General features: G+C 60.8%; 18 protein-coding genes. 9 read left to right on the top strand and 9 right to left on the bottom strand.

Annotated features, from left to right (window positions below):
- Window positions 1–10 precede the first annotated feature (10 nt).
- On the bottom strand, window positions 11–700 hold the full coding sequence (locus tag AC6I99_RS10995; protein WP_497945132.1) for a response regulator: 690 nt from the start codon (window positions 698–700) through the stop codon (window positions 11–13).
- A 228-nt stretch (window positions 701–928) separates the two neighbouring features.
- Here AC6I99_RS10995 and AC6I99_RS10990 point away from each other — a divergent pair, with 228 nt between their 5' ends.
- The 3 genes from AC6I99_RS10990 to AC6I99_RS10980 all read left to right on the top strand — a co-directional run bounded on the left by AC6I99_RS10990 (window position 929) and on the right by AC6I99_RS10980 (window position 3,779).
- A complete protein-coding gene (locus tag AC6I99_RS10990; RefSeq protein WP_497945133.1) occupies window positions 929–1,291 on the top strand; it encodes an SPW repeat protein in 363 nt (120 codons plus the stop codon).
- A 90-nt stretch (window positions 1,292–1,381) separates the two neighbouring features.
- The gene (locus tag AC6I99_RS10985; protein ID WP_497945134.1) at window positions 1,382–2,767 is read left to right on the top strand and encodes an MBL fold metallo-hydrolase RNA specificity domain-containing protein; all 1,386 of its coding nucleotides are present in this window, start codon (window positions 1,382–1,384) and stop codon (window positions 2,765–2,767) included.
- A gap of 148 nt (window positions 2,768–2,915) precedes the next feature.
- On the top strand, window positions 2,916–3,779 hold the full coding sequence (locus tag AC6I99_RS10980) for a universal stress protein (RefSeq protein WP_497945135.1): 864 nt from the start codon (window positions 2,916–2,918) through the stop codon (window positions 3,777–3,779).
- A gap of 145 nt (window positions 3,780–3,924) precedes the next feature.
- On the opposite strand, the gene AC6I99_RS10975 is transcribed toward AC6I99_RS10980, so the two are convergent.
- The 5 genes from AC6I99_RS10975 to AC6I99_RS10955 form a co-directional block, all read right to left on the bottom strand.
- A complete protein-coding gene (locus AC6I99_RS10975) occupies window positions 3,925–4,764 on the bottom strand; it encodes a universal stress protein (protein WP_497945136.1) in 840 nt (279 codons plus the stop codon).
- Between the two features lie 41 nt (window positions 4,765–4,805).
- Window positions 4,806–5,249: a pyridoxamine 5'-phosphate oxidase family protein gene (locus AC6I99_RS10970; protein ID WP_497945137.1), complete on the bottom strand. Its 444-nt coding sequence runs from the start codon at window positions 5,247–5,249 to the stop codon at window positions 4,806–4,808.
- Between the two features lie 94 nt (window positions 5,250–5,343).
- Window positions 5,344–5,874, bottom strand: coding sequence for a flavodoxin family protein (locus AC6I99_RS10965; RefSeq protein ID WP_497945138.1), 531 nt, complete (start codon window positions 5,872–5,874; stop codon window positions 5,344–5,346).
- Window positions 5,874–6,344, bottom strand: a complete 471-nt coding sequence (locus AC6I99_RS10960; RefSeq protein ID WP_497945139.1) for a universal stress protein — start codon at window positions 6,342–6,344, stop codon at window positions 5,874–5,876. The genes AC6I99_RS10965 and AC6I99_RS10960 overlap by 1 nt, the downstream gene beginning before the upstream one ends.
- 87 nt (window positions 6,345–6,431) lie before the next feature.
- Complete coding sequence (locus AC6I99_RS10955) at window positions 6,432–7,703, bottom strand: GAF domain-containing protein (RefSeq protein WP_497945140.1); 1,272 nt, start codon at window positions 7,701–7,703, stop codon at window positions 6,432–6,434.
- 318 nt (window positions 7,704–8,021) lie between these two features.
- On the opposite strand from AC6I99_RS10955, the gene AC6I99_RS10950 reads away from it, so the two are divergent.
- From AC6I99_RS10950 to AC6I99_RS10940, 3 genes are all read left to right on the top strand, one after another.
- Entirely contained in the window at window positions 8,022–10,424 is a 2,403-nt protein-coding gene (locus AC6I99_RS10950; protein ID WP_497960971.1) for an HAD-IC family P-type ATPase, read from the top strand.
- A 69-nt stretch (window positions 10,425–10,493) separates the two neighbouring features.
- Window positions 10,494–11,495, top strand: coding sequence for a zinc-dependent alcohol dehydrogenase family protein (locus AC6I99_RS10945; protein ID WP_497945142.1), 1,002 nt, complete (start codon window positions 10,494–10,496; stop codon window positions 11,493–11,495).
- 158 nt (window positions 11,496–11,653) lie between these two features.
- Window positions 11,654–12,076 carry an Hsp20/alpha crystallin family protein gene (locus AC6I99_RS10940; RefSeq protein WP_497945143.1) on the top strand — a complete coding sequence of 141 codons (423 nt, stop codon included), beginning with the start codon at window positions 11,654–11,656 and terminating at the stop codon, window positions 12,074–12,076.
- A gap of 75 nt (window positions 12,077–12,151) precedes the next feature.
- Here AC6I99_RS10940 and AC6I99_RS10935 read toward each other — a convergent pair whose 3' ends face one another.
- From AC6I99_RS10935 to ppsA, 3 genes are read right to left on the bottom strand one after another with little or no spacing between them, the layout of a single operon-like run.
- On the bottom strand, window positions 12,152–13,177 hold the full coding sequence (locus AC6I99_RS10935; RefSeq protein WP_497945144.1) for a 6-phosphofructokinase: 1,026 nt from the start codon (window positions 13,175–13,177) through the stop codon (window positions 12,152–12,154).
- Window positions 13,174–16,347 carry an HAD-IA family hydrolase gene (locus tag AC6I99_RS10930; RefSeq protein ID WP_497945145.1) on the bottom strand — a complete coding sequence of 1,058 codons (3,174 nt, stop codon included), beginning with the start codon at window positions 16,345–16,347 and terminating at the stop codon, window positions 13,174–13,176. Before AC6I99_RS10930 ends, AC6I99_RS10935 begins: the two co-directional genes overlap by 4 nt.
- Entirely contained in the window at window positions 16,344–18,767 is a 2,424-nt protein-coding gene (gene ppsA / locus AC6I99_RS10925) for a phosphoenolpyruvate synthase (protein WP_497945146.1), read from the bottom strand. The genes AC6I99_RS10930 and ppsA overlap by 4 nt, the downstream gene beginning before the upstream one ends.
- A gap of 127 nt (window positions 18,768–18,894) precedes the next feature.
- Between ppsA and AC6I99_RS10920 the strand changes: the two genes are divergently transcribed.
- From AC6I99_RS10920 to AC6I99_RS10910, 3 genes are read left to right on the top strand one after another with little or no spacing between them, the layout of a single operon-like run.
- Window positions 18,895–19,227: a DUF3040 domain-containing protein gene (locus AC6I99_RS10920; RefSeq protein WP_497945147.1), complete on the top strand. Its 333-nt coding sequence runs from the start codon at window positions 18,895–18,897 to the stop codon at window positions 19,225–19,227.
- A complete protein-coding gene (locus AC6I99_RS10915; protein WP_223932672.1) occupies window positions 19,224–19,691 on the top strand; it encodes a flavodoxin family protein in 468 nt (155 codons plus the stop codon). The genes AC6I99_RS10920 and AC6I99_RS10915 overlap by 4 nt, the downstream gene beginning before the upstream one ends.
- A complete protein-coding gene (locus AC6I99_RS10910; protein ID WP_223932671.1) occupies window positions 19,691–20,137 on the top strand; it encodes a universal stress protein in 447 nt (148 codons plus the stop codon). The genes AC6I99_RS10915 and AC6I99_RS10910 overlap by 1 nt, the downstream gene beginning before the upstream one ends.
- Window positions 20,138–20,199: the final 62 nt, after the last annotated feature.

Below are 20,199 nucleotides of genomic sequence, written 5' to 3'. Positions count from 1 at the left end.
AACCTGTCTGTCAGTGACCTCGTCCTGAGTCCTCCCCCGGCGCGTGGGCCATGAAGACCGCCGCCTGGGTCCGGCGTTCAAAACCCAGTTTCGCCAACAATGACGAAACATAGTTCTTGACAGTCTTCTCTGCCAGTAGCATCTCTTCGCCAATCTGGCGGTTGGTCATGCCTTGGCCGACGTACTCCAGGACACGCCGCTCCTGCGGCGTCAGGGACGCTACGCGCGGATCCAGCCTCTTGGGCTCCGTCAGTCCCTTGATAATCCGGGCCTTGACAGTCTCATCGAACAATGATTCGCCGCGGGCTGCGCGTCGCAGGGCCCCCAGGAGATCCGTGCCGCCAATTTCCTTGAGAATGTAACCGGCCGCACCGGCAAGCACCGCGCCACGCAATGCCTGCTCGTCGTCGTAGCTGGTCAAAATCAAACAGTTGAGGCGAGGGTCAACGGAACGCACATCCCGGCAGACTTCGATTCCTGTTCCGTCCGGAAGCCGCGCATCCAAGACCGCGACGTCGGGGTGCAAGGCTGGTATCCGCCGAGTCGCCTCCTCTGCAGACCCCGACATCCCAACCACCTCGAACCCCTCGCTTTCCAGAAGCTCCTGCAAACCCCGGCGTACCAATTCGTGGTCGTCGAGTATGAACACACGGATGGGCTGCACCGTGATATCCGGGGCGGATTCTTCTACGCGATTCATGATTATCCTCTCCGGCGGGGGCCGCAGCGCACATGCCGATCTTTCAGCACCTCCAAATTGTTGCCGACGTCCTCCCCGGGTTACAAGGGCCCAAGGACCCTGCCGAAGGCTCGTGACTTTCGGCCCTGTTGCGCTTCGAGGTTTGAACTGAATCTGGGAATACGGGAGACCGGAAGCCGCCCTGCAGAGGCAGGCGGTGTTTCCAGACAATGAAGGAGCAAGAAAACCATGAAGAAATGGACGCGATGGCAGGACTGGACCGTTGTCGCAGCCGGCGCCTATGCGGCCCTATCAGTGTTGTGGACCAGTCAAATGGGATCCTCGACGGCCGTAATGGTCACCCTGGGCATACTCCTTGTCATCGGCGGGGTGGTTAACCTTGCCGCGCCAGGGATGCCTGCCGCGGAATGGGCACAAGCCATCATTGCGGTGGCCCTGCTGCTGGCGCCGTGGGTAGCCGGCTTCACTTCTGCCACAGGCGCAGCCTGGAGCGCGTGGATTACCGGCGCCATAGCGTTGGTAGTAACCGCGTTGGCAATAAAGCCCAGTACTGAGGAATACCGGCATCACCACGCCGTACCGTCGTCCTAGCGAGGACAAATACCTGGCGCCGGAGCATCGCCCGGCGCCAGATGCTTCCCCGAATCCCGCTGCTTCAGCCGCCAGGGTGGATAGGTCCCCATGCATAACAAGCACGTCCCCAGACTCCGCTTTCTCGGCGCAACCGATACGGTCACAGGTTCGCGGTACCTCCTTGAGTACCAAGGCTCGCGGGTACTCGTGGACTGCGGCCTCTTCCAAGGCTATAAACGGCTTCGGGAACGCAACCGCAGGCCCTTCCCGGTTGCGCCTTCCTCCGTCGACGCCATACTTCTGACCCATGCCCATTTGGACCACACCGGTTACGTCCCTGCATTGGTCCGGGATGGTTTTCGCGGACCCGTGTATGCAACACATGGAACCAGCCAGCTTTGCAAACTGCTGCTGCCCGACAGCGGCCATCTGCAGGAAGAAGAAGCCCGCTATGCAGGCCAAACGGGCTCCTCAGTCCACGTACCTGCCCTTCCGCTCTACACCGCCGCAGACGCCGTCACATCACTTAACAGCTTCAGGCCCGTGGATTTCGATGCCACCATCGAAGTCGGCCACGGGGTTGAGGCCACTTTTGTCCCGGCGGGCCACATCCTGGGGGCGGCCCAAATCCATGTCCGGATAGGCGGGCACTCCGTCCATTTCACTGGTGATCTGGGCAGGGCGGACGATCCCTTCATGTACCCGCCACGCGAACTTGGCGAAGCCGACATCCTGGTCACGGAGTCCACATACGGCAACCGGACACATCCCTTGGGCAGCTCTGAAAATGAACTCGGAGAAGTAGTCAACCGTGTCATCAAACGGGGAGGGGTAATCCTCATCGCGGCGTTCGCGGTGGGACGCGCCGAAACCTTGATGCTGCAATTGGCCCGTCTTCGCCGCAATGGACGCATTCCGGACGTACCGGTCTACCTGAACAGTCCCATGGCCATCGATGCCTCATACATGTACCAGCAGCATCCGGAAGAGCATCGCCTGCGTCCTGGGGAATTCAAGAACATGTATCAGATCGCCACCATGACCAGAAGTGCGGATGACTCAAAGCTCCTCAACCTGCGTGGCGGTCCGATGATCATCATTTCAGCCAGCGGAATGTTGACTGGCGGCAGGATCCTGCACCATATACAGGCGTATGGGTCCGATCCGAAGAACGCCCTGGTACTGAGCGGCTACCAGGCCGCCGGAACCCGTGGTGCGGCGCTTGCGGCCGGTGTCCGCGAGCTCAGGATTTATGGACAGGATGTTCCCATACGCGCCGAAGTGATCCAACTCGAGGGTTTCAGTGCACATGCCGACGCCGACGCGATCATCCGGTGGATGGGTTCGGCTCCCCGGGCGCCAAGGATGACCTATGTCACGCATGGTGAACCGGAAGCCTCAGATGCGTTGCGTCTCCGAATCAAGCGTGAATTGGGGTGGAAAGCACGGGTTCCGGAGTATCTGGAGACCGTCTCAGTCGAGGCGCCGGAGTAGCCAGGCCCCAACCCTGGACAGTAGCGGACCCAGCATCCGCTTAGTAGGACTTCCGGCCCTAACTCCAAGGAAACGGAAGGCAGAAACTGGACTGACAAAGCCCCGGCCTCACCCTTCCGGGGAACATCCAAGAAGAATGGGACCAGCCATGAAGGAAGCAATTGTCGTTGGCGTCAGCGATTCCCCCGGTAGCGACGCTGCAACACGGTGGGCCATGCAGAGGGCGGCCGCCCTGAAATTGCCGGTGCAGCTTGTTCACGCAGTGGATGACCGCTGGGCATATGACGCCGTTGGGTATAACGAATGGATCCGGGAATCCGGAGACAAATTCCTGGTCACAGCCAAGGACCGTGCCAGCAAGCTTGAGCCGACTGTCGAAATCACCACAGACCTGGTCTCGGGAGGAGCCGGATACGCGCTTCGCAAGAAGTCAAAAAGGGCCTCAATGGTTGTTATAGGATCCGGGCACAGCTGGGTTGGGGGCTCCCTGACTGACCGTGCACTGCAGGTTGCCGCCGTGGCACACTGCCCCGTGGCAGTCATAGGGGAGCATGATCTGGCGAACCGGCACGGCGTCCTGGTGGGCGTGGACGGTTCGGAAGAATCCACGCAAGCCGTGGCGTTTGCCGCAGCCGAGGCGGATCGGGAAGGACAGGAGCTTACCGTGCTCCACGCCTTCCGGCTGCCCGAGCCGGTGGTGGCCCGCGGCATGCCGCCAGGAAACTTCTCAGAAATCGTTGCCGAGGAAGAACGCGTGGTGTTGGCCGAAACGGTTGCAGGGTTGGCAGACACCTACCCTGACCTGATTGTGCATCAGGTTCTGGAGACGCACACAGGACCCGCAGAGGCACTTATCGCAGCCGCCGCTACTGCACGCTTGCTGGTTGTCGGCAGCAAGGGGCGTGGCGGTTTCAAGCGTCTTCTGTTGGGATCAACGGCACACTCAGTACTTAGCAAGCTGCCGTGCCCGACCATCATTACCCGCCTCCATACCGTGAAGCACTCCGAATAGCCTGAGTGCTGCAGTTTGCCTGAGCGCTGTAGTTTGAAGGGCCCTGGATCCACACGTTCCAGGGCCCTTCAGGTTCGTCGGTCCTTCGCTGCAACGACCGGCATTCTCTTACGGCTTCGTGTACCTGAGCGCTTCGTGTACCTGACTACGGCCTGGGGTGCCTGACGACAATCACCGGGCAGCCGGCGTGGTGGAGCACGGCATGGGCAGTCGAACCAATGCTGCCTTTAACGAGGCCGAGGCCGGAGCTCCCCACGACGACAACCTGCGCATCGCTTGTGGCGCTCAAGAGTGTTCCTGCGACCGATGTTCCACTCAGCAGGACATCCGCCACCTCCAGCCCCGGCGTCGTGTTGCGTACAGAACGTATTGCGGAGTCAAGCATTTCCCGGGCGCCAGGGCCCTCAGCCGTGTCATGACCGTCGTGCTTTCTGCGAACGTGCACAATCCTTAGGCTCGCTTGGGTTTGGGATGCGAAGGTCGCTGCATACCGGAGCGTCGCTTCCCAGCCTTCCCCATCGATTCCGACAACGACGGGTCCGCCGGGACGCTGCACGGGCCCGATGACGGCCACGGGACAGGCCGCCGTGGCGGCCAGTTCGAGGCTGACCGATCCGACCAGCAGGCCCAGGAACCCGCCAATGCCGCGGGTGCCGACAACCAGGAGGGAAGCATGTGAAGCCAATTTGCGCAGGTTCTCGGCCGGCCATCCGTACACCAGGCTCGTTGTGACCTCGACGTCAGCCGACACCTCGCGAGCGCGCGCTACTCCTTCGGAAACGACCGACTCGGCCGCGTGGCGCAAGCCGCTTTCGGCGATTCCAGGCACAGGTTCCATGTTGTGGGTTATGACCGGCCAGAGCGAGCAATGCACAATTTGCAGCGGGCATTTTCTCCTGTTGGCCAGCCTGGCGGCCCACTGCACGGCCGTGTCTGCCTCGTGCGAACCGTCGTAGCCAACGACAATCGGCTCTTTGTCATTCATGGTCAAAGCCTCATTCCGCCACGCATGGCCCTTGGCTCCTGTCAGGCCAAATAGACGTGGCGGCCTGTCATCTCGGCGACCTGAATACGGACGAAGAGGTCACGTCCACCGCCTGCCCAAGGCTCGGCCATGGCCTTGCCCCAGAGCTCGGTCAACAGCCCAGGCTCTACCACATGGGAAGACGGACCACTGGCTAGAACGGACCATCCCTCACTCCTGTCCACCCGGACGTCGTCAACCTGGAACGATACCTGCATCCGTGCAAATGGCTCACCGATAAGCCCTTGAGGAGCTGTGCGAAAGTAGAGGTTGTTCCTGTGGATCACGTGGTTAACGGGAAGGATCATCACCCTTCCGTGGTGCACGAATCCAACCCTGCCGGTAGTCTGCGAACGGAGCAATTCCCAACACTGGTCTTTGCTGAGGTCTTCGCTGACATGCCTTGCTCCATCGATCCGGCCAGGCTCCGTGTTTGGCAGTGTCATCTTCATCTCCTCCATTGGGCGGGTGCGTTCACCCGCCGTCTACTGTGAGCCTAGGAAGGCCCAGGCTTCCGGACGTAGGGCCAAAAGACCCCGCCTACGTTTCGGTGGCAAGAAGTGCAGCCAGGCTTCCGCCCCAACGGGTCGCGTGTTCGAGCTCGTCCGGGCCGACGGAGGGCCTGGCATCTACCTCGAAACTCCGGGGCTCAGCAATCAGCGTGAACCCAGCTTTGCGTAGTTCGGTTGCGATGCCTTTGGATGCCCTTCCGGTGAGGAATGCAGGTCCGTGGTTGCGGGTATCGAAGGATGCCGCCTTTTGGCCCTGGAAAGCCGGACGGAGCTGCGACAGCCACTCCCGGACGCCAACTGTCAGATTGCCATCCGGCACCTCGGAACCACTTGCAGCCGCCACGTTGATGGCGGACCGTCTCGTTGACCATCGACTCATGCCGTGCACATGGGTCGGACCTCCGACGATCAGCAAATCGCAGGCACCCGGTTCTTCCCCAGTGAGTTCGGCGACAGAGACAAACCGGGCTTCTCCCATGCCACTGAACCCCGCAGCAATTGCCTCAGCTACGCTGCGGGTATTCCCGTACACGGTTTCGTAGACAATAAGAACACGCATTACTGGATCCTGCCGTTGTCCGACGTCGCATCCACCTCAGGCTCATGCACAACGAGAACCGGACAGTGGGCATGTGCGACACACGCGGAGCTGACCGATCCCACCAGCAGCCCACCAAACCCACCATGTCCGCGCCGTCCAACGACAATCAGATCCGCGTCGCGGCTTGCCTCGATCAGCCCTTGCCGAGGATGATTACGGACCAAGCGGGAAACGACGTTGTCCGGAAGGGCAGGTCCGAATGCTTTTTCCACGGACTTCTTGAGAATCTCCCCCGCAGCTTCCTCGAAGCCGGTGATTCCCATGGCTACGTACCCCTCATAAACACGGGGATACTCCCAGAACGCCGTGGCAACCACCTCAGCGCCCAAGGGCACTGCCAGGCGTTGGGCTTCCCGCAGGGCAGCAATTGATGCCTCCGAGCCGTCGACTCCTACGATGATAGTGCCTGCGGAACCTGAACTGTTCATAACCGTCCTCCCACCGAGCAAAGCATTTGTGCTGCCAGATTCTCGTGAAAGACCGACGTCGACCAGAGTCTTAGGTCACAACGCCACTCATGGGACGTCCCTGGATTCGTCGGAGCGGAGTTGCTCGATGGTCTCCCGGAGCGTTCGGATGGTTTGGTCGAGATCCGATGTTACGTCCCCCATACGTTCCAGGGCTGCAGGATCCTCCATGAAGCGCCGAAGGTTCTGAATCCCCAGGCCAGCGGCAAAGAGGCGCTGGATCACGAGGTCGTGCAGATCCCGGGCGATTCGTTCGCGGTCCGTCAGCAGGAGTGCTTGCTCGCGAAGCGCACTGACTCGCGCGAGGTCCAAGGCCAGACCCACCCTGCTTCCAAACAAGGCGCTCGATTCGACGTCGGAGCGCGTGTAAAGGGGGCCACCTGCAGCTCGCGCCAGCAGCAGGACGCCGTTCCCGGTCCCGCGGTGTCCCAGAGCGGAGACCAGTACGCTACCCAGCTTTTCCGACATGCCAGCCCCGAACACCGTCGCCGCGTCGCGCACCAACTCGGATTCTCCCGTTTCCAGTACCGACGCGACAACGTCAGCGCTTGGAAGTTCCTGACCCGCGTACAACCCCTGTACACCGACGGCCGAGCGGCAGCGTAGAACTCCTGCAGGAGTCGGGACGGCTACGACGCCCAGAATAGAGTCCGAGGCCCGCAAAGCAGTTTCGGCAACATGGTCAAGGTTGCCTGAGCCACTCTCGGACTGATTGGCAATCAGGTGTCCGCCCAGCTCCATTCCGGCTTCCAACCACCGCTGCCGCCGGCGACTCTCCTCGAAAAGGCGGGCATTCTGGATGGCAACACCAGCCGCCGCTGCGAGAGCGATGGCAAATTCCTGGTCGGCTGCGTTGAAGTCCTGGCCATTGCTCTTTTCCGTGAGATATAAATTGCCGAAAACGATGTCTCTGACCCTGATCGGAACGCCAAGGAAAGTCTTCATGGGCGGATGGTTTTCGGGGAAACCCACGGCCATCGGATGATGGCGCAGGTCATGGAGCCGTAGAGGCTTCGGCTCCCGGATCAGATGTCCCAGGACCCCATGCCCGGTCGGGAGATCGCCGATGGACCTGATGCCGTCATCGTCGATACCTACTGTGATGAAGTGGCTCAGACGCTGGTCTTCCCCGATCACCCCCAGCGCTCCATATTTTGCATCCACGAGGGCGCAGGCCGATTTGACGACGCGATCAAGAACGGCTTCCAGGCTGAGATCTTCGGCAATTGAGACAACTGCCGCGAGCAGGCCGTTCATCTGTTCCTGGGCATGCAACAATTCGTCTGCACGCTCCACGAATTCGCGCAGAAGCGTATCCACACGCCCTTTCACCGGGGAGCTCCAAGTATGTTCTTCGCCCATGGGTACCGAACTTCCTTACGTCGGTCCAGGAGTGTCTTTTGCTTGAGTCTAGGGGAAATCGTGGAATACAGACACACGTCCCTGCAGCTTCCGGGGTGAGCCGTTCAACAAGGCATTCTTCCCCCGACGTTGCAAGCTTTCGTTCCAAAACTGTCTTGTGACTTTCGGCCCTAGACCGGCCATCCCGCGTCCGGAACCCTTGTACTTCACTGGACAGCGTGGAGGAACCTTGAATCGTGCGAGGTATGCCAACTTCTTAACTGAGGTTTGCCGCCAGTGACCAAGCAGTACGGTCCGCTGGCGGGCCTCTCTGCTGACGACGTCTCGCAGCGGATCCGCGACGGGCTGGTCAACGTCGCGCCCATACCAACCAGCCGCAGCTTGCTGGCTATCGTCCGTGCCAACGTCTTTACGCTTTTCAACGGCATCGTCTTGTCGGGCTTTTCGCTGTTGCTCTTTCTCGGGCAGTGGCAGGACGCGCTGTTCGGGTTGGCGGCCATCGGGAACGCCCTTATTGGCGTCATCCAGGAATACCGCGCCAAACGATCCCTCGATCGCCTGACCATCATCCACGCGGCCACGGCACGCGTGGTCCGCGATGGACATCACCACGAAATTCCCGCAACGGGACTGGTGATGGATGACTTGCTGCTGCTTGGTGCCGGCGATCAAGTGCCAGCGGACGCGGTTGTCACCGGGGAGGGTTCCGTTGACGTGGACGAGTCATTACTGACGGGTGAGTCGGCGCCTGTGCCGAAGCACCGCGGGGACGTGCTGTTGGCTGGGTCCTTGATTTTTGCCGGTTCCGGCTCCGCCCAGGTCATCAGGGTTGGCCAGGAGACATTTGCCAACCGACTGACCGCGGATGCCAAGCGTTTTTCCCTTGTGACCTCTGAGATACGCAGGGGAATAGACAAGGTGCTGGGCGTCCTGGCCTGGATTGTCCTGCCCGTGACGTTGCTGGTGCTGAATTCGCAGTTTGTCCGGCAGGACGGCTGGGCGGGAGCACTGGCTTCCGGGGCTTGGAGACAGAACGCCGTTTCCACCGTGGCTAGCACGATAGCCATGATTCCCCTCGGCCTGGTGCTCCTGACCAGCGTAGCTTTCGCCGTCGGAGCCGTTCGCCTGGCACGGCAGAAAGTCCTCGTCCAGGAGCTGGCAGCTGTCGAAGTCCTCGCCCGTGTGGATGTGCTCTGCTTGGACAAGACAGGAACGCTCACGGACGGACAGATGGCTTTCGACGCCGTTCACCACCTCCGGGACGACATCCAGGATGGCTGGAGCGCAGCACTGGAATGGTTCGGGGCCAACCAACCGGCCAACGCCACCTCGCGGTCTGTCGGGGACGCCTTTCCCCAGAAACAGGAGCTGCACGCGTTGGCTTCAGTGCCATTCGATTCAGCGCGCAAGTGGAGCTCTGTGACCCTTGGCAATCTCCGGGGCGGCTCCTGCACTTGGGTACTCGGCGCCCCGGAAGTGGTCCTGGCGGGTGGCTCTTCGGGATGCAAATCTGCACGGGAGCGGGCGGAACGGTTGATTGAGTCAGGTTTCCGGACCATGGCGTTGTCCCGCTCCAATCTGGCCATTGTTGGGACCGAAGATCCTTTGCCCCCGGATTGTGAACCGGTACTGCTGCTGACATTCCGTGAAAGTATCAGGCTCGATGCGCCCCGCACGTTGGCCTACTTCCGTGAGGAGGGGGTGGACATAAAGATTCTTTCCGGCGATGATCCCCGCACGGTTGGTCTGCTGGCCGGCAAGCTGGGCTTGGAAGATACGAATGCAATCGATGCCGGCACATTGCCTGAAGATCCCGTCGCATTGGAAAGGCTGATGGAAGACCACTCAGTGTTCGGACGCGTCTCCCCCAAACAAAAGAAGGAGCTGGTGCTCGCACTGCAGCGCCGGGGCCACACAATTGCGATGACCGGTGACGGGGTCAATGACACCTTGGCACTCAAAGTGGCAGACCTGGGCATCGCCATGGACTCCGCAGCTCCGGCCACCAAGGCTGTAGCGCGCATCGTCCTGCTCGATGGCAAATTCAGCAGGCTTCCTGCCGTGGTGGCGGAGGGACGGAGGGTAATTAACAATATGGAGCGGGTTTCCATGCTGTTTCTCAGCAAGACGGCGTATGCGGTTGTTATCTCCGTGTTCTGCGGGACGCTGCTTCTACCCTTTCCCTTCCTTCCACGCCAACTATCGGCGGTGGATGGGCTGACCATCGGGTTGCCCGCGTTCTTTCTGGCCCTACTGCCCAATTCGAGAGGCTATGCCCGCGGATTCCTGCGCCGCTCGCTGTCCTTCGCCATACCCGCCGGGTTGGCCACCGCCGTCGGGATAACCGCGCTCAATTACTACATCCAGGCGACGGGCAGCTTCAGCGTCGACCAAGCCCGCTCAGCGTCAACCATGGCGCTGGCACTCATTGGCTCGTGGATCCTGGCGGTCATCGCGCGTCCGCTCGATGCACGGAAGACGGCTGTCATAGCCGCGATGTATTTCGGCACAGCCACCGTTTTCACCTTCCCGCTGCTGAGTGACTTCTTCCGGCTCGACTGGCCCCCGGGGGATCTCTTGCCGGTGACGATCGGAGTCGCGGTGGCGTCCAGCGCCGCCGTCGAGATCGCGGGGCGATTCCGCAGGAGGGTGTCCCCCGCCAATAGCCGGACCCCGTGACCTTTGGCTCTGGTTTATATCCCTGCAGCCTGCAAACCTCGTGGCATTGAATCGCGGAAGGATTTGGCAATGCATGCATGGTGGGTAGCAAATCCCGGACCGATGCCGACCCGGCCCTTGGTGCAAGGGAAGCGGAAAGATCCCCGGCCGAAAGCCGGGGAATTGTTGATCCGGGTGAGTGTTTGCGGTGTATGCCGGACAGACCTGCACTTGGCTGAAGGTGATCTGCAGCCACGCAGCGCTAATGTGGTTCCGGGCCACGAAGCCGTTGGAACTGTGCTCGAAACCGGCTCGAACGACAGCAGATTCGCGGCGGGCGACCGCGTGGGCGTGGCATGGCTCGGTGGCACCTGCGGAACGTGCACCTTCTGCCGACGGGGCAAGGAAAACCTGTGCTTGACGCCAACTTTCACTGGATGGGACCGCGACGGCGGATTCGCGGAACTAATGACGGCCCAGGAGGATTTTGCCTACGCTGTCCCAGCCCGCTTCACAGACGAACAGGCCGCCCCGCTCCTTTGCTCGGGAATCATCGGCTATCGCGCACTGAAGAGGTCCTCCCTACCACCAGGAGGGCGCCTGGGCATCTACGGTTTCGGGGGTTCCGCCCACCTCACCGCGCAGATTGCGATGCATCAGGGTGCCTCGGTCTACGTCATGACGCGTTCAACGGAAGCCCGGGCCCTTGCCCGCTCCCTGGGCGCCGAGTACGTGGGCGGTGCCAAGGATGTTCCTCCGGTCAAACTCGATTCAGCGATTCTTTTCGCACCGGCAGGAGAGCTGGTGCCCTACGCATTGAGGTCGCTGGACCGCGGCGGAACGCTGGCAATTGCCGGCATACACCTCACAGACATCCCTTCACTCAAGTACGCCGACGACCTGTTCTACGAACGTCAGGTCCGGAGCGTAACTGCCAACACACGCACGGACGGGGAGGAACTCCTGGCCCTGGCTGCAGACATGGCATTGACACCGACCACAACCTCATACGACTTCGGGCGGGCAGACCAGGCCCTGGACGATCTGGCGAACGACCGTATCACCGGAGCAGCCGTACTCCGCGTCCATTGACCACCTGGGCCGGCATGCTTCAATGGCGGGTTCCTGCGGAGGACTTTCGACTCTGGATGCCTGTTTCCGGCTGAACAAGGCTATAGGTGCGGGGAACCACTCCCTGCATTGATTGGATCAGGTTGATTGGACCGGATTGTTTGGACCAGGAGGAAAACATGACTGACTTGATGAAATGGTTTGACTCACGTCGCTCGCCTATTGAGCTGATCGAGAGGCTCTTCGATGGAGATGCCGGCACGGGCGCGATCAGGGTGGAGGAAGTCGTTGACGGCAACACCTTGGTCGTCCGGGCAGAGCTCCCCGGAATCGATCCCGAAAAGGATGCTGAAATCACCGTCTCAGATGGCGCATTGACGATCAAGGCAGAGAGGCAGGAGAAGAAAGAGCAAAAGGACAAGGACAGTTATCGTTCTGAGTTCCGCTACGGCTCCTTCTTCCGGCGCGTCCCCCTGCCGGATGGCGTGCAGGAAAGTGACGTGAAAGCGTCGTACAAAGACGGGGTCCTCGAGGTAAGGGCGCCCATCCCGGAGCAGGCGTCGGTGGCTTCCACTTCAAGAATCCCCATCACCAGAGAATAGTCGTTTGGCCCGGCCTCGCCGGGTCAAACCCTTTGTCCGGGAACCTCGCTCCCGGGCGGTCGCGACATCCGGGTCCTAGCCGAACAGCTCCTCGGCTTCCAAATACCGGGAGACCGGCACAGTTTTGATCGTCCCCAAGGCGGTTTCCAGGCCCACGGTAATAATGTCCGTTCCGCGCAGGGATACCATGGTCCCCCATTCGCCTGCTGCGGCTGCCCGGACTGCAGCCATCCCCAACCGTGTTGCCAGCACCCGATCAAAAGCAGTGGGCTCTCCTCCGCGTTGAATATGGCCCAGAACGGTTGCCCTGGTCTCGATTCCCGTAAGATCCTGCAGTTGCTGTTCCAAGAGCATCGCGATACCTCCGAGACGCGGCCGGCCGAATGTGTCCAGTCCACGCGGCGAGTACGGAGCCTCCTGGCCGACAAGCACAAACGCCTCCGCGACAACCACCAAGGGCGCACGGCCGCGGTCATGGGCCGAATTGACCCATGCCGCAACTTGGTTCAAAGCCGCTCGATGCTCGGGAATCAATATGGCGTGTGCGCCTGTGGCCATTCCCGCATGCAGCGCGATCCAACCGGCGTTACGTCCCATCACCTCAGCAATCATGCACCGATGATGCGACTCACCCGTGGTCCGCAACCGGTCGATCGCTTCCGTGGCCGTCTGTACTGCGGTATCGAAACCAAAAGTGAAGTCGGTGGCGCCCAAGTCATTGTCAATGGTTTTCGGCACCCCAATGACCTTGATTCCAGTATCCGACAGGATCCTGGCGGCAGCGAGCGTACCCTCTCCCCCTATGGCAATCAAGCCATCCAGACCGTGCCGGCGCAACGAGTCGGATACAGGTACGGGACCGTCCTCCTTCAAAGGATTAGTCCGTGACGTGCCCAGGATTGTTCCACCGAGCCGGGAGATTCCGCGAACGGCACGACGGGGCAGAGGGAGGATGTCATCGTCCAGGACGCCTCGCCAGCCGTCGCGGAATCCAATGAATTCGTACCCGTGGGTCAGGGCTCCGCCCAGCACTGCCCCTCGGATGACAGCGTTCAAGCCCGGGCAGTCGCCACCGCTTGTCAGGATTCCCAGTCGCTTCATCGATGTTCGCTTTGGCGCGCTGGTTGCATGCGGAAGCTTCGTGTGTCTCCACATGCCAGCATCACGGTTTGGCCGTGGACCTTGACCCTGACCGGTGGGGCGCCGCCGGCGGCAGAGGATATTCGGATGCGTCCATCTTTCAATTGGATGTCCATCAAGTGTCCCCGGTAGGTCACATGGAAGGAGACCGACCGAAGGCCGTGGGGCATGTTCGGCGTAAACGACAACCCGCTCCTGTCCAGCCGCAGGCCAGCGAAGCTTCTTTGGACAACATCGATGGTTCCCGCCATCGCTCCCAAATGTATGCCCGCCTTTGTGGTGCCGTGCTGGGTGTCATCAAGGTCAGCATCAAGGGCTTCCCTGAAACTGTCCCATGCCCGTTCCGGATCCAACGCAGCCAATACTGAAGCATGCGCGACCCTGCTCAAGGTGGAACCATGGGCCGTCCGGGCCAGATAGTACTCAATCGTTCGATCCAATTGTTCCTGCTGCAAAGCGTAGCCAAGGCGCTTCAGAAACGAAATAAGCCCTTGGCGTCCCAAGAGATAAGGAAGCATGAGGACGTCTGCCTGTTTGGCCAGCTTGTATCTGTTGACGTCATCGCCCTCTGCTTCGAGGATGAGGTCCAGCCGCTCAATGTTGTCGTACCGCTGGCGGTACTTGTCCCAGTCCAGTTCCTCCAATTGGTCGTAGCCGGCAAATTGGCTAATGATTCCGTCGTTTGTGAAAGGCACAAATATGGCGCTGGACAGGTGGCTCCACCGGTCAACTTCCTGTTCAGTGATGCACAGGCGTTCCAAAAGGTCGGCCAGTTCGTGACCGGAGAAGGTTTCGGGAATCATGGCAGCACAGGCACAGACCCAGGCAGCCATCACATTCGTGTACGCGTTGTCATCGAGGCCGGGGTTCCCGTTCCCAGGCAACTGCGTGTGATACTCATCCGGTCCCATTACGCCGCGGATGTGGTAACGCTGGTCACCGGGATCGTATTCGGCGACAGCGGCAAAATAGCGCGCTACTTCCACCACCAACTGCGCCCCCTTCTGCGAAAGCCATGGCAGGTCGTTGGTGGCTTCAAAGTACTGCCATGCATTAAAGGCAACAGCAAGCCCCACATGCCTTTGCAGGTGGGAGTGGTCCTGCACCCAACGTCCCGACCTCGCGTTGTATAGCCACCGCGGAGTTTCTTCAGTTCCGTCGCTCCCGCTCTGCCACGGAAACCTGGCACCGGGAAGACCGCCACAGGCCGCGGCCTGCCGTGCCGCAGGGAGTCGACGCCAACGATAGTCCAACAACGCCCGCGCCACGTCAGGTGTCCTTGAGGTGAGAACGGGAAGTACGAACAGCTCATCCCAGAAAACGTGGCCACGGTACCCTTCCCCGTGCAATCCCCGTGCGGGTACGCCAACGTCGAGTTCAGCCGTATGCTGCGTCAGCGTTTGCAGCAAGTGGAACAGGTGCAGGTTCAAGACAAGCTGTACCTGCGCCGGGGCGTCCAATTCCACCTTGAAAGGACGGACGGTCCGCTGCCATGCGGACTCATGGGCCCGCAGGAGTTCGTCAAAATCGGTGCCGGCCCTTGCCAAGCATGCGGCCGCCGCTGTGCCAGTCGACGAAATGGCCCGGTCCCGGGACGTCGCAACGACCACGATCCTCGTCACCGTCACTGCTGCCCGGTCAGGACAATGGGCTTCGAAAGTCCGGAAGTGGAACGCCCCTTTGCTCCCGGAAGTTCCCTTGATACCGGCGACTTCCACACGAAGACCGACGCCAATCCGAACCTGGCTTTGGCTGGTTTCCGCTTCAACCAACAGGGTGTTTCCTTGACCGCCGCCTGCGCCGTCGAAGGTTGTCCGGTCGATCAGGTGTTTGAGACCCGTCAGTGGTGGTTCGGGAAGGTTTGCGTTGCGTACGCCGGCATTGACACCCACACGGATACTGATCAAACCACTCCATCCCACCGGAGCGATACGGGTCTTGATGGCGAGCACGTGAGGATCGGCCATGGAGACGAGTCTCGTCTCAGTGACTTCCAAACGCCGCCCGTCGGGTGCCTCCAGGACGAGTCGGCGCGTGAGGACTGCCTTGTCCATTTGAAGTGTTCTCCGCTCGTGGACAACCCGCAGCCCGTCACTGGACCACCACGGACTGCCTTCCAGCCGCAAGTCCATCGGGAGGCAATCAGGACCGTTGACCATGTGTTCTTCGAGGACTGTCTCCTGGCCCAGTCCGGCGGAGACACGATTGAATACCCCTGAAAGATACATCCCGGCATAGCGCGTGCTCCGGTTGGATTCGGCCACGGCGCCGCGGACGCCCATATATCCATTGCCAAGTGTTGTGAGTGCCTCACGATGGCCTTCGTGGTCCGGATCGGTTCCTTCGAAAATCAGCTGCCAGGGATCACCCATGACCAACCCCAGGTCAAGTTCGCTGACGTCATTGAGCACTACACTTGCTCCGGCGGCCTCAAGCTGGTTGCGGATTCCCCTGCGATCGATCCCCACGACCAGGCCGAACCCGCCTCGATGGGCAGATTGCACTCCTGCAACAGAGTCTTCTATGACTACCGCGCGCTTTGGCGGGACGTTCAACCGCCGGGCTGCCTCCAGGAACACATCGGGCGCAGGCTTGCCGGGGAGGCCAATCGCGGCGGCCGCCGTCCCGTCAAGGACTACGGCGAAGGTGTCTTCCATGCCGGCCCCCGCGAGTACCGGAGTGGCATTTCGGCTTGAGGTCACTACCGCCGCTGGAACCCCGGCTGCCCTCAAGCCCATCAGGAACTGGACTGTTCCCGGATAGGTTTGGACGCCGTCGTTCCTTAGGCGCGCCAGATAGGCCTTGTTTTTCAGTGCACCCAACCCGAAGGCGCTCCACTCACCTGTGGGGTCGCTCGGTAGTCCCTGCGGGATGCGAACACCCCGGGATGCCAGGAGATCCATCAAGCCTCGTTCCCGCGGCTTTCCGTCCACAAGTGTGAAGTAGTCGTTCGGCGTGAAGGCCCGGCGGTCGGCGTCCGACGGAAAGCGGGCATCATGGATGATCGCATCGTAGGCGTCTTTCCAAGCCCCTTGATGGATAGTTGCCGTGCTGGTCACTACTCCATCCAAATCAAGAATGACGGCGTCATAGGGAGGCCTGGCCGCAGCAGCGGTGGGTGATCCCTTCATGTGGCCCTGTCCTGCTCCGGGCGCTGTTCGGCGGCCGCTATCACCGGCAAAGTGCGTAGGAAGGTATCCGGGTTCAATGAGATTGAGTCAATGCCCTCCTGGACCAGGAACCCTGCGAAGTCCGGGTGGTTACTCGGCCCCTGGCCGCACAGGCCGATCTTGATGCCCGCATCGTGCGCTGCCCTGATGACTTGGGAAATCATCGTGGTGACGGCGGGATCCCGTTCATCGAAAAGGCCAGCCAACTGTTCCGAATCGCGGTCCACACCCAGAACCAACTGGGTAAGGTCATTCGAACCCACTGACAAGCCATCAAACCTTTGCGCGAACCTTTCTGCCAGGACGACGTTCGAAGGCACCTCGCACATCATGTAGATCCTGAGCCCGTTTCTCCCCCGCACCAGTCCGTTGTCAGCCATGACAGCGATGACCGTCTCCGCTTCGTGGATTGTGCGGCAGAAAGGTACCATGACGATGACATTGGTAAAACCAATATCGTCACGGACGCGCTTCAAGGCCCTGCACTCCAGCTCGAAACCTTCTTTGTACTCGTTGCTGTAGTACCTTGAGGCGCCACGGAAGCCCAACATGGGGTTCTCTTCGGGACGCTCGAAGTATTGGCCTCCCATGAGGTGGGCATACTCGTTGCTCTTGAAATCGCTAAGGCGGACTACCACTGGCTTGGGGTGGAACGGAGCCGCAATCTTCGCAATCCCAGTGGCCAACACCGAAACGAAATATTCCTCAGGACTTTCATAATCGACAGTCAGGTCACGGATCGACGCGGCCTCGGCGGCGTCGATGACCCGCTCCGGATGCACCAAGGCCATCGGATGAACCCGGATCAAATTGTTAATGATGAATTCCATCCTGGCCAGGCCCACGCCGGCCGCCGGCAGGCGCCACCACCGAAACGCTGCAGACGGGCTGGCGACATTGATCATCACTTCTGTCCGGGTCTCGGGAAGCGTTCCCACATCCACTTCTTCGACGTCAAACTCCAGCAAGCCCTCATAAACCCGGCCTTGCTCACCTTCAGCGCACGACACCGTCACTTGTGAGCCAGGTTTGAGGACTCCCGTGGCGTCACCGGTTCCAACGATTGCCGGGACTCCGAGTTCCCTGCTGACGATGGCAGCGTGGCTTGTGGGACCACCGTGATCCGTGACAATGCCAGCAGCACGCTTCATGACAGGGACCCAGTCGGGATCCGTCATCTGTGTGACCAGAATGGAGCCGTCCACGAACGATTCGATATCCCCCGCATCCCGGATGACACAGACCGGGCCCCGGGTAATCGACTCGCCTACCGCGGCACCGGTTGCCAGTATCCTGCCAGGGCGCCGCAGGTGGTGCATTCGGAAACTGGAGGCAGATCGTTGGGCCTGCACAGTTTCCGGACGTGCCTGGACCATGAACAGTTCGCCGGTGACGCCGTCCTTGGCCCATTCCATATCCATGGGACGGCCGTAGTGCTCTTCCACGGCAACAGCCCATCGCGCAAGCTGCAGTACTTCCGGATCCGTCAGGACCAACGAGCGCTGTTCCCGCTTGCTCGTGTCCACGAGCCGGGTCCGGGCGGTACCACCCTGGCTGTAGACCATCTTCCGTTCCTTGGCTCCGATGTCCCTTTGGATCACCGGTGTCAACGCCGGGTCGCCCAGTAGCGGCTTAAACACTTGGTACTTATCAGGGTTGATGGTTCCTTGAACAACCGTCTCCCCCAGACCCCAGGCTGCGCTGATAAGGACGCTCCGTGGAAAACCGGACTCCGTGTCAATGGAGAACATGACTCCGGACGCCCCGACATCGGAGCGGACCATTCGCTGCACGCCTACGGAAAGCGCTACGTCGAGGTGCCCAAAGCCCTTGATCTCCCTGTAGCTGATGGCCCGATCGGTGAACAGGGAGGCGTAGCACTGCCTGCATGCCTGAAGGACGCCACGCTCCCCGGAAATGTTGAGATAGGTTTCCTGCTGGCCGGCAAAGCTCGCGTCGGGCAAGTCCTCCGCCGTCGCGCTGCTCCGAACGGCCACGGCGAGATTTTCCTGCCCTGCGCGCTGGCACAGGATGCTGTAACTCTGCTCAACGCTTCGGGCGAAGTCCGGCGGGAATTCGGCTGACAGGAATGCTTCCCTGATGGCGCTTCCCGCCTGTCGCAAGGATGAACGCCCGGACCGGTAACCATCCAAAGCGTCACTGATCACCGATTCCAGGCCGTTCGCGAAAAGGAAATGACGGTAGGCATCAGCAGTGGTGGCAAATCCGTCAGGTACCTTCACTCCGGCGGACCGGAGGGACCTGGTCAACTCACCCAGTGAGGCATTCTTGCCCCCGACGGACGGGATGTCCTGGATGCCTGAATCTTCAAACCACAAGACATGGGCGCTGTTCAACGAAGCTTCACGTACTGAATCCATGCCTTGATTCTGGACGCAGGCCTGCAGCATGGGGAGGGTCTTTGGTCCTCTGGCCCGCGGTGACTTTTGGCCCTGTTTCGCCACCTGACATCCGCCCATGCTGGACAAGAGAGCAGGAGGTAAAACCATGGAACTATCCAACTTCGAGAGGCTGGAATTGGACAAGATCGCACGGGCCCTCGAAGAAGAGGACCCAAGGCTGGCCGCCCTCATGAGCATGGAAGACCTGGGACGAATCCGCTGGAAGCATGCCGTCAGGGGAATCCTGGTTGGCCTGTCAGGACTGGGGTTGCTGCTGGCTGGCGTCGCGCTGGGTGAACCAGTGCTCGGAATAACGGGCTTCATGGTGATGGGCGGCGGCACATACTGGGCAACTCTGTTCATGGATGCCCGTCCCGCCCGCAGGAAGGCCGAGGCCACCAGGCTCCAACACCATGGAAAAGACGAGGAAGCAGCATGAAGGCAGTTATTGTTTACGACTCCGCTTACGGAAACACCAAGGCAATCGCGGAGGCTGTGGCCTCTGGACTGGGATCAGCGAATGCCAGGACAGTGCCGGCAGCACAGTTCCGGCGTGGGGATGTGTCGGCCGGCGACTTGTTGGTAGTGGGTAGCCCCATCAACGGCTGGCGGCCTACACCCAAGACCATGCAAGCCTTAACCGATGTTGGGACTCAGGGACTTTCCGGAATCCTTGCCGCTGCCTTTGACACCCGGGTCAAGTTATTCATCCACGGCGATGCGGCCAAGAAGATCTCCCACCAACTGAAAAAGGCAGGTGCAACTCTCGTGAGCAAGCCCATGCCCTTCTACGTGGGGGGCACGGAAGGTCCACTCCTGGCCGGTGAGACCGAGCGGGCGCGTACTTGGGGCGGGGAGCTCCTAACGCTAATGAAGACCAAAGCAACCAAGAGGAGTGCCTGATGGCTGGACGTTTGGATCCCAGCAAGATCATCGTGGGCGTCGACGGCTCCCAAGCGTCAGTGGAAGCGTTGCGCCAAGGCCAACATTTGGCAACGGCCCTCAACGCGCCTATGGAAGCGTGGGCCTGTTGGGAACTTCCCCTCGGATACGAGGCCTACCTGGCGATGGGCATCGACGGGTTCGCCCATGAAGCCGAGAAGCATTTGGAAGACGCCCTCGTCGAAGCTTTCGGGGCCGACCTGCCAAAGAACGTCAGCCGGCGGCTTGTCCAAGGCTCGGCCCGGGCCGCCTTGGTGGAGGGCAGCAAGCATGCAGCACTCGTCGTCGTCGGCCGCCGCGGACACGGCGGCTTTGGTGGCCTCCTTCTTGGGTCAGTGAGTTCCGCAGTCGTCGCGCACGCCCACTGCCCCGTCGTCGTCGTGCATTCTCCCGAAAACGCTACCTGAGATGGAACCGGACCAGAAGACGCGGCTTCCAGCCAAAAAAGCTCCTCTCCCGGAGTCAGCAA

It is taken from the genome of Arthrobacter sp. TmtSoilC77 (genome assembly GCF_059739415.1).
The sequence above is the reverse complement of the archived record's forward strand: the minus strand, read 5'-3'. Positions and strand labels throughout refer to the sequence as shown.